The following is a 14,519-nucleotide window of genomic DNA, read 5'->3' on the forward strand; positions in this document are numbered from 1 at the left end:
AATTCATGCGTATAGCTTCATGTATTTATGATATTTTTCATCAGTTTTTTATAACGTATTGATATAGTTTACCGCAGTTATTCAACGTTTGCTTAGGAGAGGCTATGAAGTTTGTTGGAAATTTATCTGTGAGTTCTAAAATAGTAATACCAATGGTTGCGATGGTTATTTTATTCAGTGTGATTTCAATCCTGAATATCATGCAATTGAATAAGCAAGAAGATATAAATTATAAACTTGTTGAGGTAGTGCAGCCAGTCAATGAAAGTTTGGAAGATGCGTACCGCGATTTATATCAAGTCGTTGCTGCAGCTCAGGGATTAATGCTTTCTGAAAGTAAAGTTGAGATTGAACATCATACTTTTGAATTTAAAGATAATGCTTATAAAGCCCTACCAAGAATGAAAAAATTAGATGTTCTTTATCGTGAGAGTATCCTACCAAAAAGCAGTCGCTCTGAATTAACCACTTTAATTAACGCAACTGAAAAGTGGATTAATCTTTATGAACCACTATTTTCAGACCCTTCTAATTCTGGGCAATATTATCTAAATAATAGTAGTGAGCTAGATGCTCAATTTAAGATTATGCGTACACAGCTCAAATCGGTCAGTAATTTGATCATGGCTGAGCAAGTGAAATTAAGAGCGTTGAACCAAGAGGGAATTAGTTCGGTAAAATTGATTTCAGAAGTCGGTGCTGCTTGTGCTGTGTTGTTTGCTTTATTTGCCATTTGGTTATCCAAAAATTGGATTGTTAAGCCTATTCGCTCATTAGAAAAAGCGATGTCAGAAGTCGCTTCTGGTGATGGTGATTTGTCGCAAAGAATTGCTGTTGAATCTAATGACGAAATTGGTCAGCTTGCTAAAGCATTTAATCAGTTTGTATCCAAAATACATAGCACAGTTACAGAGGTGATTATTTCTTCCAATGCTGTTCGTGCAGAAATGGAGAATATAAAAACATTAACTCAAGGTGTTGCTGAGTTCTCTACTGATCAACAGCAAGAAAGTGAAGTGGTAGCCGCTGCTGTGCACGAAATGCAAGTAACAAGTAGCACTGTAAATGAAAGTGCAAATGAGGCAGCCCAAGCAAGTTTAGGGGCAACCACTGAAGCTGAAGTAACAGAGACGATTTTACAACAAACAGTAACCTCTCTTCAAAGTTTAGCGGATGAAATTACACAAGCAGGAACGGTAATACATACTTTAGATAGTGATGTATCAAATATTGCCTCAATACTTGATGTTATCAAAGGCATCGCAGAGCAAACAAACTTACTTGCCTTAAATGCAGCAATTGAAGCAGCTCGTGCTGGCGAACAAGGGCGTGGTTTCGCTGTTGTGGCAGATGAGGTGAGGGCTCTAGCAAGTAAAACTCAAGACAGTACTGGTGAAATTCAGAAAATGATTGAGCGTTTGCAATCAGGCGCTAAAGAAGCCGTTAGTGCAATGGAATTAAGTACTCAAAGTGGTGAAGAGACGATTGGGTTAGCAAATCAAGCTTCAAAGTCATTGCAGCAAATCACTAATGCTATTGTTATTATGAACGATATGAATACTCATATTGCAACTGCGGCTAATGAGCAAAATCATGTGAGTGGTGATGTGAATGCTAACGTGCAACGTATTGCAGATAATAGTACACAAATGGTGGAGATGGTGAATAGTTCAGAGAACGCTTGTATTGCTTTATCTGAGCAGTGTGAGCGATTAGATGATTTGGTTTCGCAATTTAAAGTTTAGTATTTATATTAATTTTAGTTGGTAGATAAGATTATAAATAAAGCAGCCCATAATATGTTATGGGCTGCTTTTTTACTTATTATAGAGAGTTATTTATTCTCTAAGACTGATGAAATAAAACGCTCTTTTGTTTCTTTATCCGCTTTTTCATACCAATAATGTAGCATTTGCTCTGCAGTATTTTCACCTTGTTCGTTTTTGATCTCTTTATGAGTAACGGTTACCATGCCTTCTTTGAAAGCGGCAGGGTTACTTGTGGTATTAAATTGTGCTAATTCAAATTGAATATTACGACCGACTTGAACGCCATGGTGAATGAGTTGAGCTTGAGTAAATGGGATTGTTTTTTCGTTTTTATCAATTAAGTTCCAATTCAGCTCAGTATTAAAAGCTTTTGCTTTTTCTGGTGAATTGTAGGTTGGGAATTTAAACGTAACGTTTGTATCTGACGCTGAAAATTTAGAAACAATAATGTCACTCGATACAATGATATTATCTTTGCCTTGTTTGAACACTGGGTTATATCGGAAAGCAATTTGATGTTGGCCGTTTTCTAATTCTAGTGTTGATGAGGTAGAGAAAAATGAGCTCTCAAGTTTTACTTCTTGGTTATCAACCAGCAATAGCTCAACGTCACCAGGAACGGTTAATTGAATCGCAGCTTGTGCACTGACAGAAGAGAGAATACAAAGGCTGGCAGCAAAGAGAGAATGGATTTTCATTTAGTACACCTAATCATAATAATTTGATTAAGTGTACTTAGATTATAAGTGTAAGGGAATGATAATATTGATTATGGATACTTGATTGATGTTGCAAATTAACCTAACGATTTTCTTGCATTTCTCTAGGCTAATTTAAACCGATTTCTGTAGTGTTTACTCATAAAAAATACGCTATATTAGAATTCACCTCTCTTTATAAACGTGTTTGGGATTATTTTATGTCAACAATTCGAGTGCTTGTTTCTATGTCTTATGATCCTTGGTTTAATTTAGCCGTTGAGGAAAGTATTTTTCGTTCTATGCCTAACGATCAACGAGTGCTTTTTCTGTGGCGCAATGCGGATTGTGTCGTGATAGGCCGAGCTCAAAACCCATGGAAAGAATGTAATACTCGAAAAATGGAGCAAGATGGAATTACTCTTGCCCGCCGACAAAGTGGTGGAGGGGCTGTATTTCATGATTTAGGTAATACTAACTTTACGTTTATGACAGGTAAGCCTGAATATAATAAAGAGCATTCGACTCATATTATCTTAGAAGCTCTTAAAGCATTGAACATAGAAGCAAAAGCGACGGGACGAAATGATCTCGTTGTTGAAAGCAAAGAGGGAGAGAGGAAGTTTTCAGGATCTGCATATCGTGAAACAATGGATAGAGGTTTTCACCATGGAACCTTGCTATTAAATGCTGACCTAAGTCGATTAGCGAATTATTTAAATCCAGATCCTAAAAAACTTCAAGCAAAAGGTATTACGTCAGTACGTTCTCGCGTGACTAATTTAAGTGAGATCAATCCAGAGATTAGTCATGAAAGTGTTTCTGATGCTATTTTGTCGGCTTTTTTCTCTTATTATAATGAAACAGTAGAGCCTGAATATATTTCGCCGGATTCATTACCAGATTTGCCTAATTTTATCGCTAACTTTGAACAGCAGAGTCACTGGGATTGGAATTTTGGTCGTAGCCCTGAGTTTACGCAAACATTAAGTGAACGCTTTGTATGGGGTGGCGTGGATCTTCATCTCGATATAAAAAAAGCCCAGATAGTTAATGCAAAACTCTTTACTGATAGCCTTGATCCCGCACCATTAGAGATGTTAACGAACGTCCTGATTGATAAAACTTATAACATTGAAACGTTCAACCAAGCCATTAGTCAGGTAGGCGATGTTTTTCCTAACAATCTAAATGAACTCACTGAGCTAAAAGCGTGGATTAAAACGGCTATTGCATAAGTAGAGAGAAACAAAAAAGCCCCTAGCTAGTAGGGGCAAAAGTTTCCATCGCTTTGTTATTATTTGGTATTCAATTAACCAAAGTCGCCGTTCACATAACCTTGCGTACGGTCGTCTTTAGGGTTTGAGAAAATAACGTGTGTGTCATCGTGTTCAACTAATTCACCCATTAAGAAGAAAGCCGTTTTATCTGAGATACGACGTGCTTGCTGCATTGAGTGAGTCACAATAACAATGGTGTAATCTTTCTTTAGGGTTTCCATTAGCTCTTCAATCTTATGCGTAGCTATTGGATCCAGTGCTGATGTTGGTTCATCCATTAGAATAATATCTGGTTCCATTGCAATTGTTCGTGCAATACATAGGCGCTGTTGTTGGCCACCAGATAATCCAAAAGCATGAGACTTTAAGCGATCTTTAACTTCATCCCACAAAGCTGCACTGCGTAATGATTTCTCTACTACAGCATCTAATACTTTCTTATCTTTTACGCCTTGTGCTTTTAAGCCATACGCGACATTTTCATAAATGCTCATTGGGAATGGGTTCGCCTTTTGGAAAACCATTCCTACTTTGATACGCAGGTCGGCAACATCAATATTACCGTAGATATCGTCACCATCTAGACTTACAAGACCTGTTATTTTTACGCCTTCAATCAAATCGTTCATGCGGTTCAAGCAACGAAGCAGGGTTGATTTACCACAACCCGATGGGCCAATTAAAGCCGTCACTTGTTTTGCAGGAATAGGTAAGTTAATGCTTTTTAGTGCTTGGTTTTGGCCGTAAAAAAGATCTAGATTTTCAATATTAAATTTGTTCATTGTCGTTTCCTTACTGACTGCATCTTATGCCGTGCAATCAGCGAATAATAAGTGATAATTAATAGTTTGATTAATAAATTAGTAAGACGCTTTGCTGATTTTTCGAGCCAATAACTTGGTTAGCGTGTTAATTATTAATACAAGCACAATCAATACTGTTGCTGTGCCGTAAGCTTGGTTCCACTCTTCAATCGTAAATAGCTCAGTGGTTAGCTTGTATAGGTGAACTGTTAATGTTCGGCCTGAATCAAGCAGTGAATCAGGAATACGAGCAACCATACCTGCCGTTAAGAATACAGGAGCCGACTCACCAATAACGCGACCAATACTCAAGATAACAGAGGTGATGATACCCGGCATCGCACTTGGTAAGATCAAACGCCAAATAGTGTAGATTTTTGATGCGCCCAGTCCGTATGAGCCTTCACGAAACGTTTGAGGTACTGCCATCAATGCTTCTTCGGTGGTACGGATGATTACCGGAAGAATTAAAATACTTAACGTTAATGCACCCGATAAAATAGAGAAGCCTAAACCTAAGATCCCTACAAAGAAAGTCATACCAAATAGACCAAAGATAATCGATGGAATACCGGCTAATGATTCAGTACAAAAACGAATTATTTTTACTAATTTACTGCCGACTTTGGCATATTCTGTTAAGTAAATGGCGGTCATGATCCCAAGTGGTGCTGCAACGGCTATCGATGCTAATACCATATAAAGAGTCGCGACAATCATTGGGAAGATACCGTGCTCTTCACCTGTACGAGTGTAATTATCGGTAATGAATGACCAACTTACGTGTTGCAAACCATTTGATAGGATGTACCACATGATCCAAAATAGAAAACCAACAGTAATAGAAGCTGAGAGCCAAATGAATCCCGCTGCAATCTGATCTTTAATTTGACGTTGTTTTTTTAATTTATTCATTGTCTTATCTCGCTGTTTCACGATTTAGATAAAGAAGAATGCCATTTAGAGACATGATAAATACAAGAAGCACAACACCGGTTGCATACAATGCGCTTGCGTGAATGCCACTTGCATAAGACATTTCAATCGCGATGTTTGCGGTTAGTGTTCGAGCTGAGTCTAAGATACCTTCAGGCATTGCTGGAGCATTACCCATCACCATGATAATTGCCATGGTTTCACCAAGAGCACGAGCGATACCAAGAATAACGCCAGTCATAATACCTGAACGAGCAGCAGGAAGAAGGATGCGGAAAATAGTGAATATTTTTGAAGCACCAAGAGCTAATGAACCTTCTTTGTACGTCGCGGGAACCGCTCTAATCGATGTTTCTGATACTGTGATTACAGTAGGTAAAATCATGATGCCTAATACGATAATACCAGCAAGTATTGTGTTGCCTGCAGGCACTTGAAATACGTCTTGGATTAATGGAACGATAATGACAAGACCAAAGAAGCCATAAACAACAGATGGGATACCAGCAAGTAGCTCAACTGCTGGACGAATAATATCAGCAACGCGTTTTGGTGCGATTTCAGCGATAAAAATTGCGGTTAATATCCCAACAGGAACACCTACCAATACTGCGCCAAAAGTCGAAACTACTGACGCTACAATCATGGTGAAAACACCATATAATGCAGGTGGTAACCAATCTTGCCCTAAGACAATGCCACTTACACCAGCTTGTTGAAATGCAGGAATACTTTCTTTAATGATAAAGTAGGCAATGGTAGCTAAAGAAACAGTACCAATAACCGCACAGCTTAGAAATAAAGCGTGGAAAATACGTTCTCTCCAGTCTATTTGTTTCTTTTTTCTAAGCGGGCTGTGTGAGCCTTTTTGTTCATTTAGAGTTTGTTGATTATTCATTGCGATGGTCATAATAAATACTCACATGTCGAAAAATTCGAAATGGAAAAATACCTGACCTTTGCAGGTCAGGTAAAAGGGTAATAATTAGTTAACTGAAATGTAGCCTTTCTTCTCTACAAGGTTTTGTGCTGTTGTTGTTGTCATCCAATTTAGGAATTTTTCAGCCTCAGCAGATGGCTTGCCTTCTTTGTAAAGAACAAGGAATGGACGAGCTACTTTGTAAGAACCATTTTTAACGTTAGCTACCGTTGCTGGTGTTCCATTGATATCTAGCGCGTTTACAGAGTTATCTACTGTACCTAGCGAGATGTAACCAATAGCATATGGGTTACTTGCAACCATTGTTTTCAGTGCGCCGTTACCGTTAGCAACTTGTGCGCGTTGTGAGATAGCTGAAACTTTGATGCCAGAGATTTTTTTCTTAAGTTTCATAATGTCTTCAAATGCACCACGTGTACCTGACGCAGTATCACGAGTGATAGCAACGATTGGTTTGTCTGCACCACCAACGTCTTTCCAGTTTTTCACTTCGCCTTTATAGATCGCTGTTACTTGCTCAGCGGTTAAGCCTTGAAGTTTGTTATTTGGGTTCACCACAATTGCGATGCCGTCACGAGCAATAACCAATTCTTTTAATGATGATTCTTTTTCTGATGATTTCAGATTACGTGATGACATACCTAAATCAGCAGAGCCATTTTTTGCAGCTTTAACACCAGCTGAAGAGCCAGGCCCCTGAACTTCGATAAATACGTTTGAGTGCTCTTTCATATAAGTTTCAGAAAACACTTCCATAAGAGGGGTCACGCTGCTTGAACCAACGGCAGAAATAGTTTCTTTCGCTGATGTTGGTAATGCTACTACTGAACTCAGAATTGCTAGTGCGCCGATAACTGACTTTTTCATTTTCATTTCCTTTATGAGGCATACGTGCCGGATTAAGTTGACGAGGCCACTTTAGAAAATTTATATGACAGTTATATTTCAGTTTGTTTAAGTATCTATGACAAAAGCAAAATACTACAGCTAAGGGGTCGGCATACTGTATGATTGCTAAGTCTATTATAGGGGGCGGTGGTTTATACAATAGATTGCCATTCCATGGTTGTTTTGTCAGATATTATACATTCTGTATAGATTGGTGAACGGTTTGTAATAACGCATGTGTATTCTGTATAGATGAGTGAACACTTTACGGTTATATATATGTATAGAGATTATATTAATTGATGAATAAATCAGTAATAATGAGAATTGTTTTCATTTTTGGGAGAGTTTAGTTTTATGAGGTTCTATCATGCGTAAATTGATTAATGGTTTTTCAATTAAAATTCAAGTATTAATACCTGTTCTGCTTATTTCTGTTGTTATGACTGCAGGGTTACTTGTTGGGCGATCTGATCTTGATCAATCAATGGAAGATGTTGCTTCTGCTGCAAACGAATTAAGCCATCAAAAAGATGAGTTAGCTGCAATCATTAATAATACTTATGCGATGCGAATTAGTGCTGTATATAGTTTATATGATCCAGAAGAATTGAAAGTATTAGCGAGTAACCTTGATAAAGGGTTCTCAAAAAATATGTCATCTATGAATAAGTTAAAAGAAATTGATGGTTTAGCTAATGAGATTTCAGCACTAAAATCAGCAATGACTTATTACATTCAATACAGTAAATCACCAATGATGCCGTTGTTAAAAGAAAAGCATTCAGGTGACTATAATGTAAGTGAATATAATCTAGCCCGTGCTGAATACCGACGTTCAGGGGCTGCAATGGTTAAATCTATTGAAGGCCTTTCTAAAAAATTGAATATATTATCTGAAGCTAAAGTTGAAAAAGCAGAAGATTCACATGATAGTGTGCTAAATAAAGGGACGGTTGCCATTTTTGTTGCCATTTTTGCCTCTCTTGTTTGTGCATATTGGCTAGCTACATTAATTGTTGCTCCTATCAGTATGATTCAAAAAGTGATGCAACGCATTGCAAAAGGTGATTTGAATGTAACGATTGAAGAAGAGGGCGATAATGAAATTACTGCGTTGAGTCGTGATATTAACTCTACAGTGAGCCAATTACGTACTACCGTTGATTCAATGGTTCGAATTTCAGAAGATGTTGCTTCAGCATCTACAGAACTTGCTACGGTAATGACACAAGCTCAAGTAAACTCAGATCAAGAAAAGCAAGAGATTGAACAAGTTGCGTCAGCAGTTAATGAGTTATCAAGTACTGCTGAAAACGTAAATAGTAGTGCATTAAGTGCAGATACGACAGCGCATCAAGCCAGTGAGATGGCAGCTCATGGACTTAAGTTATACCAAGAGAGTGCAGCAGCTAGCTCTAAGATGGCTGAGCAAATTACCTCTGCAGCTAATGTAGTGAATAATTTAAAAGACCAATCAGAGAAAATTGGTAATGTGATAGAAGTTATCCAAGGTATTTCAGAGCAAACCAATTTATTAGCCTTGAATGCAGCGATTGAAGCGGCACGTGCTGGTGAAACTGGGCGTGGCTTTGCCGTGGTTGCTGATGAGGTTCGTTTACTTGCGGCGCGTACTCAAGAGTCAACACAAGAAATTCAAGCGATTATTGAAGAGCTGCAAACACAATCATCGAAAGCAAATGATGGTATGCAATCAAGCCTTGATGTATTAGCGGAAGATCAAAAACTAGCGCATCAGGTAAATGATGCTCTAATGGGAATTACAGAATCTGTTAATGACATTACTTCCCTGAACACTCACGTAGCAAATGCTGCTGCAGAGCAAACTCAGGTAACGAATGACATTAACCGTAATATTACGACCATTCATGAGATTGTAAATCAGAATGTAACGGGTATTACACAAAGTGCAGCGGCAAGCCACGAGTTATCTCAATTAGCCGAAAAACAGAAACAACAACTGACATATTTCTCATTATAGTAGTATTGTCTTATTGATAAAATGCCTGTGAATAATCGATTTATTTACAGGCATTTTTTATTTGAACTGCTTCGCAAATTATCTTTATAGCAATCGTGTTCGTTAGCTAAATGAATAAATTTTATGCATCATTACTTAATATTCCGAATTGAGTGCTGATAAATTGCTATGATCCCAAATATAGAGTTATTTAAAGAAAACACCAAACAAACATTAGAGCAGAAGTTGATTCAATGTCATGATCAGCGACTTATTTCTGATATTGTTTTTTGGTACTTTTCTACAGCATTTGATGCAACATCTGCTTCGGTTATTTCTTTCGAAAGCCAAATGTATGAATGCCATGAAGATTATGTTTATGGTGATAAGATCCAAATAGAGAAGATTCCTGAGGCTTTTTGGCTTTGGGCTGCACAATTTAGTACTAGTGATGGCTTGGTATCTATTTCAAATAATACGATAGGGTGGGATTATCAGCAGATTTTACCTAATGAAACTTTCCTTTTTGTTCTTGATAGCCATACTTTTTCTCGTACTTATTTAATTGTTCAAAGTATTCATTGCCCTTTAATAGAATCCAATAAAAGCACGAAACTAGATTTTCTATATATTGCCGCTTCTCAATGGCAATGCATTAGAGCAGAGAAGAATGCCAGTAATGAAATTCGATTAAGAGATATTAAAGCTGCAAAATATTTAGATGAGATAAAAGAGCGTGATCTTTTTTTAGAAAAAATGAAGCTAGTACAACATGTATCCATCAAATTATCCAAACCAGAAACGTTAGATTCGTTATTTCAAGCAGCAGTTGAAGCTGTTCGTGATGATATGGGTTTCGATCGCAGTGTATTTATGCTGCTTGATTACAAACAGCGATCATTTAGTAGTACTTACGGAACAGATGAGAGCGGTAATACAATAAGTGAACATCATAAAATATATGACTTACATCAATTGGAACCATCATATATTGAAGCTCTTTATAATAGTAATAAAACATTAGTTGTCGTTGATCCTGCTCCTTTATATACCGCTGGAGAAGTCGTTGGTGAAGGATGGAATGCTATGTTGATTTTACGTGATGAAAATTCCCCTGTTGGCTGGATAGCATTAGATAATTTTATTCATCGTGAACCCATGACGATTTATCAGCAAGAAATGTTGAAGTCTTTTGCTGCTCTTCTTTCTCAAATCTATATTAGAAAACGTCGAGAACAATCAATTAAGCTATTGAACATGAGTTTGGTTGAGTTTTCTCGGTGCCAATCATTAAATGATGTTTGCTATTGTGCTGTTTCTTTTGCAATTAAATACCTTGGGGTTGATCGCTTGGGTATTCTATTAACTAATGAAAATTGCACCAGTTTAAAAGGAACATGGGGAACTGATCAGCAAGGCAATGTTGTTAATGAATCTTATTTTTATAGTGAGAATTTAGATGTAGTTCAAGAAGCTATTGAGCAACCAGAAACATTAATCTATACAGATTCGTCACCCATATTCCATGATCTTGAAGTGATTGGTTTTGGAGCTAAAGGTATAGCTCTTATACAAACAACGGATAAAAAGCCTTTTGCGTTTGTTGTACTCGATAATTTTTTAACGAAAAAGTCATTGAGTACAGAAGAGCAAGAAATTATTAATTTATTTATATCAACATTAAGTGAAGTTTTACAGCGTACACAAGCAATGGATAAATTGGCTCAGTTAAATAGAGAGCTTGAATTGAAAATACGAGAAAGGACAAATGAGCTTGAAAATGTGAATAAGAAATTAGAAATTTTATCGCTACAAGACCCTCTGACTAAGTTAGGTAATCGACGTCAGTTTGAAAAATACTTTAAGCAAGCACTGTCTGATAGTCATATTACTAACATGGCTGTACTTTTAATCGATATCGATTTTTTTGGTTTATATAATAATAGCTATGGCCATTTACAAGGTGATAAGGCTTTATTAAAAGTGTCTCGAATATTACATAATACGATGAATGAGATCGCAGTGACTTCATTTTGTCGGATTGGTGGGGAAGAATTTGCAGTTTGTTTGCCGAATCAAACATTAGAAGAGATTGAAGCTTTGAGTTTTTCAATTCAAGATAGATTGGAGGAAAAAAATATCGAGCATAACTTAAGTTCAGTTTCTCCACGTTTAACTATATCTATTGGTGGCATTATTACAGATAAAGCGATTGAAAATATTGATGAAATATACCATCAAGCTGATGTTCAACTGTATAAAGCAAAAGAAACAAGAAATACAGTGTGTTGCAGAGTAATTAGTTAAGGTTACTTACAAACGTATTATAAGTAACCTTAGTAAGGAGAGGCTCTATTTGCTACAGACTGAACAGCTCGTTTGCTTCATTAACTTCATTTCACGCCAACTCATAGAAAGTGCGTCTAGCATAAGTAATTTACTGATTAATGGCTGACCATAATTCGCTAATACTTTAATAGCTTCTAGCGCTTGCGTAGCACCAATGATCCCAACAACAGGAGACATCACTCCCGCTTCTACACAGGTCAGTGCTTGTTGACCAAATAAACTGCTTAGGCATTGATAGCAAGGCTCGTTATCTTGATAAGTATAAACGCTTACTTGGCCTTCCATTCGAATCGCAGCACCTGATACAAGTGGTGTTTTGGATTCAAAGCATAAACGATTAAGTTGATTACGAGTATCTACGTTGTCTGTACCATCTAAAACCAGATCATGACTTGCAATAAGTGAACGTAATTCATCATCAGATAAGCGCTTATCAAGCGTATCAATCTGACAATGAGGGTTGATGCGATTTAATGCAATTTTGGCAGAAATAACTTTTTTCTCACCAATCGTTTCATCACAATGCAGCACTTGACGTTGCAAGTTAGAGAGCTCAACGCTATCGTCATCGACAAGTGTGATCTTCCCGATACCTGCTGCCGCTAGGTATTGGCTTGACGCACAGCCTAAGCCTCCTGCACCAATAATAAGTATTGAACTCTCTTTTAAGCGTTCTTGACCTTCAAAATCAAAGTTTCGTAAAATAATTTGACGGTTATAACGCAGCATTTCTTGATCAGTTAATTCAGACATTAAAAGCGCTCTTAATATAAAGAAGAGTTAAACAATTCAATATTAACCATTTCACCAGCTTCAACACGGCCACGTTCACGCTCTAAAACAACAAAGCAGTTAGCAATACTCATTGAACTAAACGCACCTGAACCTTGGTTGCCAGTGGTAGCAACTTCAAACTGACCTTGAGCGTTGATTGAGTAAATGCCACGTTGGTAATCAGTACGACCTGGGCGTTTTTTAAATAGTGTTGTAGCTACAGCAGGAATAGCTTTTGGCGCTTCCCATTGTGTGTGACCTGCTAATTTCGCTAACATTGGTTGTACTAATACGTACATGGTTAGCATGGCAGAAACAGGGTTACCCGGTAAACCGCAGAAATAAGAGTCTGGTAAATTACCAAATGCAAAAGGTTTGCCTGGTTTTATTGCTAGCTTCCAAAAGCCAATTTGCCCAAGTTCATCTAGAATATCTTTTGTATAATCGGCTTCACCGACGCTTACGCCACCCGAAGTAACAACCACATCCGCTTCTTTATCTGCTTTTAAGAACACTTCTTTTAGTGTCTCAGGGCAATCAGGAATGATACCTAAATCAATGGCTTCACAGCCAAAGCGCTCGATTAATACTTTAATACCATAGCGATTACTGTCATAGATCTGCCCATCTTCTAGCGGCTGACCGAGAGGTTTTAGCTCATCACCTGTCGAGAAGAAAGCCACTTTTGGTTTATTCACTACCGGAATATCATTAATACCCAGCGAGGCAATTAATGGTATATCACGCGGAGTTAAACGGTGACCTTTTGCTAATACCGTTTGACCTTGAGCAACATCATCACTAATTGGGCGAATGTTGGTCTGTGGTTTAACATCAGCTAAAGCAAGATCAAAGGTAATGTTACCTTCTGAATCAGAAGTCAGTTCTTGCATGATAACGGCATCGCAACCCTCAGGGATTTTTGCGCCTGTCATGATACGAATAGTTGTTTGCTCTGGCCATTGACCTTCAAAAGGAGTGCCTGCAAAAGACTTACCGGCAAGAGGAAGTGTTAAAGAGTGCTCTAAATCAGAGATACGAACGGCATAACCATCCATTGCTGAGTTGGCAAATGGCGGAACGTTGATTGGTGAACAAATATCTTCAGCCAATACAAAGCCAATTGCATCAGCTAATGCTAATGTGCGTGTTGATGAAATAGGAGAAACTTGAGATAAAAGGGTCTCTAAAGCGGTTTCTACTGGGATCAAACCTTGAGTTGCGCAGCAATCCATCATGGTACTCTCTAGATTAATAGTAATAATGACAGAACATTACCATATTTTGCCTAATAACATCTAATAGACCTAGTAAAATCAAGGTGTATTTCTGTCACAGAGCGGGTATCCTTAGTGAAGTTCAATTGATTATGGAATTTGGAGTATATGATGTCATCACTCAGTGAATCAGCCATATTAGTACGTGACGCTCTCGTTGCGCGTGGTCTTGAGACGCCAATGAAAGAAAATGGAATTAGTCGCGAAGAGAAAAAAGAACGTATAGAAGAACACATGCGTGAAATCTTAACGTTATTAAGCCTCGATCTTACTGATGATAGTTTAGAAGAAACACCTCATCGAATTGCGAAAATGTACGTTGATGAGATTTTTTCTGGTTTGGATTATGCAAACTTTCCAAAAATCACTGTAATTGATAATAAAATGAACTGTGATGAAATGGTACGAGTGAACGATATTACGTTAACCAGTACGTGTGAGCACCACCTAGTCACTATTGATGGCAAAGCAACAGTTGCTTACATTCCTCGTGAAAAGATCATTGGTTTATCAAAAATTAATCGTATTGTTCGTTTCTTTGCACAGCGCCCACAAGTTCAAGAGCGTATGACACAACAAATTTTAGTGGCATTACAGACCTTACTTGGCAGTGATGATGTGGCGATTACAATGGAAGCTACGCATTATTGTGTGAAATCTCGCGGTGTTATGGATGCAACAAGCAGCACGACAACAACCGCACTTGGTGGGATTTTTAAAAGAAATCCAGCAACAAGACATGAGTTTTTAAGCGGTATCCGCTAGATATTAGCTATGTAAAAATAACAAAAAGACAGTAAAAAGCCCGTTATTTAATTGATAAA

At 37.6% G+C, this 14,519-nt stretch carries 12 protein-coding genes; 5 read left to right on the top strand and 7 right to left on the bottom strand.

Annotated elements, in window-relative coordinates; all coding sequences use genetic code 11:
• Nucleotides 1-104 precede the first annotated feature (104 nt).
• A complete protein-coding gene (locus ACU5DF_RS09670; RefSeq protein ID WP_446712699.1) occupies nt 105-1,745 on the top strand; it encodes a methyl-accepting chemotaxis protein in 1,641 nt (546 codons plus the stop codon).
• Between the two features lie 89 nt (nt 1,746-1,834).
• On the opposite strand, the gene ACU5DF_RS09675 is transcribed toward ACU5DF_RS09670, so the two are convergent.
• Nucleotides 1,835-2,467, bottom strand: coding sequence for a YccT family protein (locus ACU5DF_RS09675; protein WP_446712700.1), 633 nt, complete (start codon nt 2,465-2,467; stop codon nt 1,835-1,837).
• A gap of 221 nt (nt 2,468-2,688) precedes the next feature.
• On the opposite strand from ACU5DF_RS09675, the gene lplA reads away from it, so the two are divergent.
• Nucleotides 2,689-3,705: a lipoate--protein ligase gene (gene lplA / locus ACU5DF_RS09680; RefSeq protein ID WP_446712701.1), complete on the top strand. Its 1,017-nt coding sequence runs from the start codon at nt 2,689-2,691 to the stop codon at nt 3,703-3,705.
• Nucleotides 3,706-3,779: 74 nt separating this feature from the next.
• On the opposite strand, the gene pstB is transcribed toward lplA, so the two are convergent.
• The 4 genes from pstB to ACU5DF_RS09700 all read right to left on the bottom strand — a co-directional run bounded on the left by pstB (nt 3,780) and on the right by ACU5DF_RS09700 (nt 7,293).
• Nucleotides 3,780-4,529: a phosphate ABC transporter ATP-binding protein PstB gene (pstB, locus tag ACU5DF_RS09685; RefSeq protein WP_045102397.1), complete on the bottom strand. Its 750-nt coding sequence runs from the start codon at nt 4,527-4,529 to the stop codon at nt 3,780-3,782.
• Between the two features lie 78 nt (nt 4,530-4,607).
• Nucleotides 4,608-5,465, bottom strand: coding sequence for a phosphate ABC transporter permease PstA (gene pstA / locus ACU5DF_RS09690; protein ID WP_446712702.1), 858 nt, complete (start codon nt 5,463-5,465; stop codon nt 4,608-4,610).
• Nucleotides 5,466-5,469: 4 nt separating this feature from the next.
• Nucleotides 5,470-6,396: a phosphate ABC transporter permease subunit PstC gene (gene pstC / locus ACU5DF_RS09695; protein WP_446712703.1), complete on the bottom strand. Its 927-nt coding sequence runs from the start codon at nt 6,394-6,396 to the stop codon at nt 5,470-5,472.
• 75 nt (nt 6,397-6,471) lie between these two features.
• Nucleotides 6,472-7,293: a phosphate ABC transporter substrate-binding protein gene (locus tag ACU5DF_RS09700; protein WP_446712704.1), complete on the bottom strand. Its 822-nt coding sequence runs from the start codon at nt 7,291-7,293 to the stop codon at nt 6,472-6,474.
• Between the two features lie 391 nt (nt 7,294-7,684).
• Between ACU5DF_RS09700 and ACU5DF_RS09705 the strand changes: the two genes are divergently transcribed.
• Nucleotides 7,685-9,316 (top strand): methyl-accepting chemotaxis protein, encoded by a 1,632-nt coding sequence (locus tag ACU5DF_RS09705; protein WP_446712705.1) that lies wholly within the window; start codon nt 7,685-7,687, stop codon nt 9,314-9,316.
• A 168-nt stretch (nt 9,317-9,484) separates the two neighbouring features.
• Nucleotides 9,485-11,602 carry a sensor domain-containing diguanylate cyclase gene (locus ACU5DF_RS09710; protein ID WP_446712706.1) on the top strand — a complete coding sequence of 706 codons (2,118 nt, stop codon included), beginning with the start codon at nt 9,485-9,487 and terminating at the stop codon, nt 11,600-11,602.
• 45 nt (nt 11,603-11,647) lie between these two features.
• Here ACU5DF_RS09710 and moeB read toward each other — a convergent pair whose 3' ends face one another.
• Both moeB and moeA read right to left on the bottom strand, forming a co-directional pair.
• On the bottom strand, nt 11,648-12,397 hold the full coding sequence (gene moeB / locus ACU5DF_RS09715) for a molybdopterin-synthase adenylyltransferase MoeB (protein WP_446712707.1): 750 nt from the start codon (nt 12,395-12,397) through the stop codon (nt 11,648-11,650).
• 11 nt (nt 12,398-12,408) lie between these two features.
• Complete coding sequence (moeA, locus tag ACU5DF_RS09720) at nt 12,409-13,653, bottom strand: molybdopterin molybdotransferase MoeA (RefSeq protein WP_446714219.1); 1,245 nt, start codon at nt 13,651-13,653, stop codon at nt 12,409-12,411.
• Between the two features lie 153 nt (nt 13,654-13,806).
• Between moeA and folE the strand changes: the two genes are divergently transcribed.
• Nucleotides 13,807-14,460 carry a GTP cyclohydrolase I FolE gene (folE, locus tag ACU5DF_RS09725; protein WP_446714220.1) on the top strand — a complete coding sequence of 218 codons (654 nt, stop codon included), beginning with the start codon at nt 13,807-13,809 and terminating at the stop codon, nt 14,458-14,460.
• The last annotated feature ends 59 nt before the right edge of the window (nt 14,461-14,519 follow it).

It is taken from the genome of Aliivibrio wodanis (genome assembly GCF_052920805.1).

Bases quoted from the DNA above. Each gene is read 5' to 3' on its own strand.
- ACU5DF_RS09670 (WP_446712699.1), top strand. From the start codon at position 105: ATGAAGTTTGTTGGAAATTTATCTGTGAGTTCTAAAATAGTAATACCA.
- ACU5DF_RS09675 (WP_446712700.1), bottom strand. From the start codon at position 2,467: ATGAAAATCCATTCTCTCTTTGCTGCCAGCCTTTGTATTCTCTCTTCT.
- lplA (WP_446712701.1), top strand. From the start codon at position 2,689: ATGTCAACAATTCGAGTGCTTGTTTCTATGTCTTATGATCCTTGGTTT.
- pstB (WP_045102397.1), bottom strand. From the start codon at position 4,529: ATGAACAAATTTAATATTGAAAATCTAGATCTTTTTTACGGCCAAAAC.
- pstA (WP_446712702.1), bottom strand. From the start codon at position 5,465: ATGAATAAATTAAAAAAACAACGTCAAATTAAAGATCAGATTGCAGCG.
- pstC (WP_446712703.1), bottom strand. From the start codon at position 6,396: ATGACCATCGCAATGAATAATCAACAAACTCTAAATGAACAAAAAGGC.
- ACU5DF_RS09700 (WP_446712704.1), bottom strand. From the start codon at position 7,293: ATGAAAAAGTCAGTTATCGGCGCACTAGCAATTCTGAGTTCAGTAGTA.
- ACU5DF_RS09705 (WP_446712705.1), top strand. From the start codon at position 7,685: ATGCGTAAATTGATTAATGGTTTTTCAATTAAAATTCAAGTATTAATA.
- ACU5DF_RS09710 (WP_446712706.1), top strand. From the start codon at position 9,485: ATGATCCCAAATATAGAGTTATTTAAAGAAAACACCAAACAAACATTA.
- moeB (WP_446712707.1), bottom strand. From the start codon at position 12,397: ATGTCTGAATTAACTGATCAAGAAATGCTGCGTTATAACCGTCAAATT.
- moeA (WP_446714219.1), bottom strand. From the start codon at position 13,653: ATGGATTGCTGCGCAACTCAAGGTTTGATCCCAGTAGAAACCGCTTTA.
- folE (WP_446714220.1), top strand. From the start codon at position 13,807: ATGTCATCACTCAGTGAATCAGCCATATTAGTACGTGACGCTCTCGTT.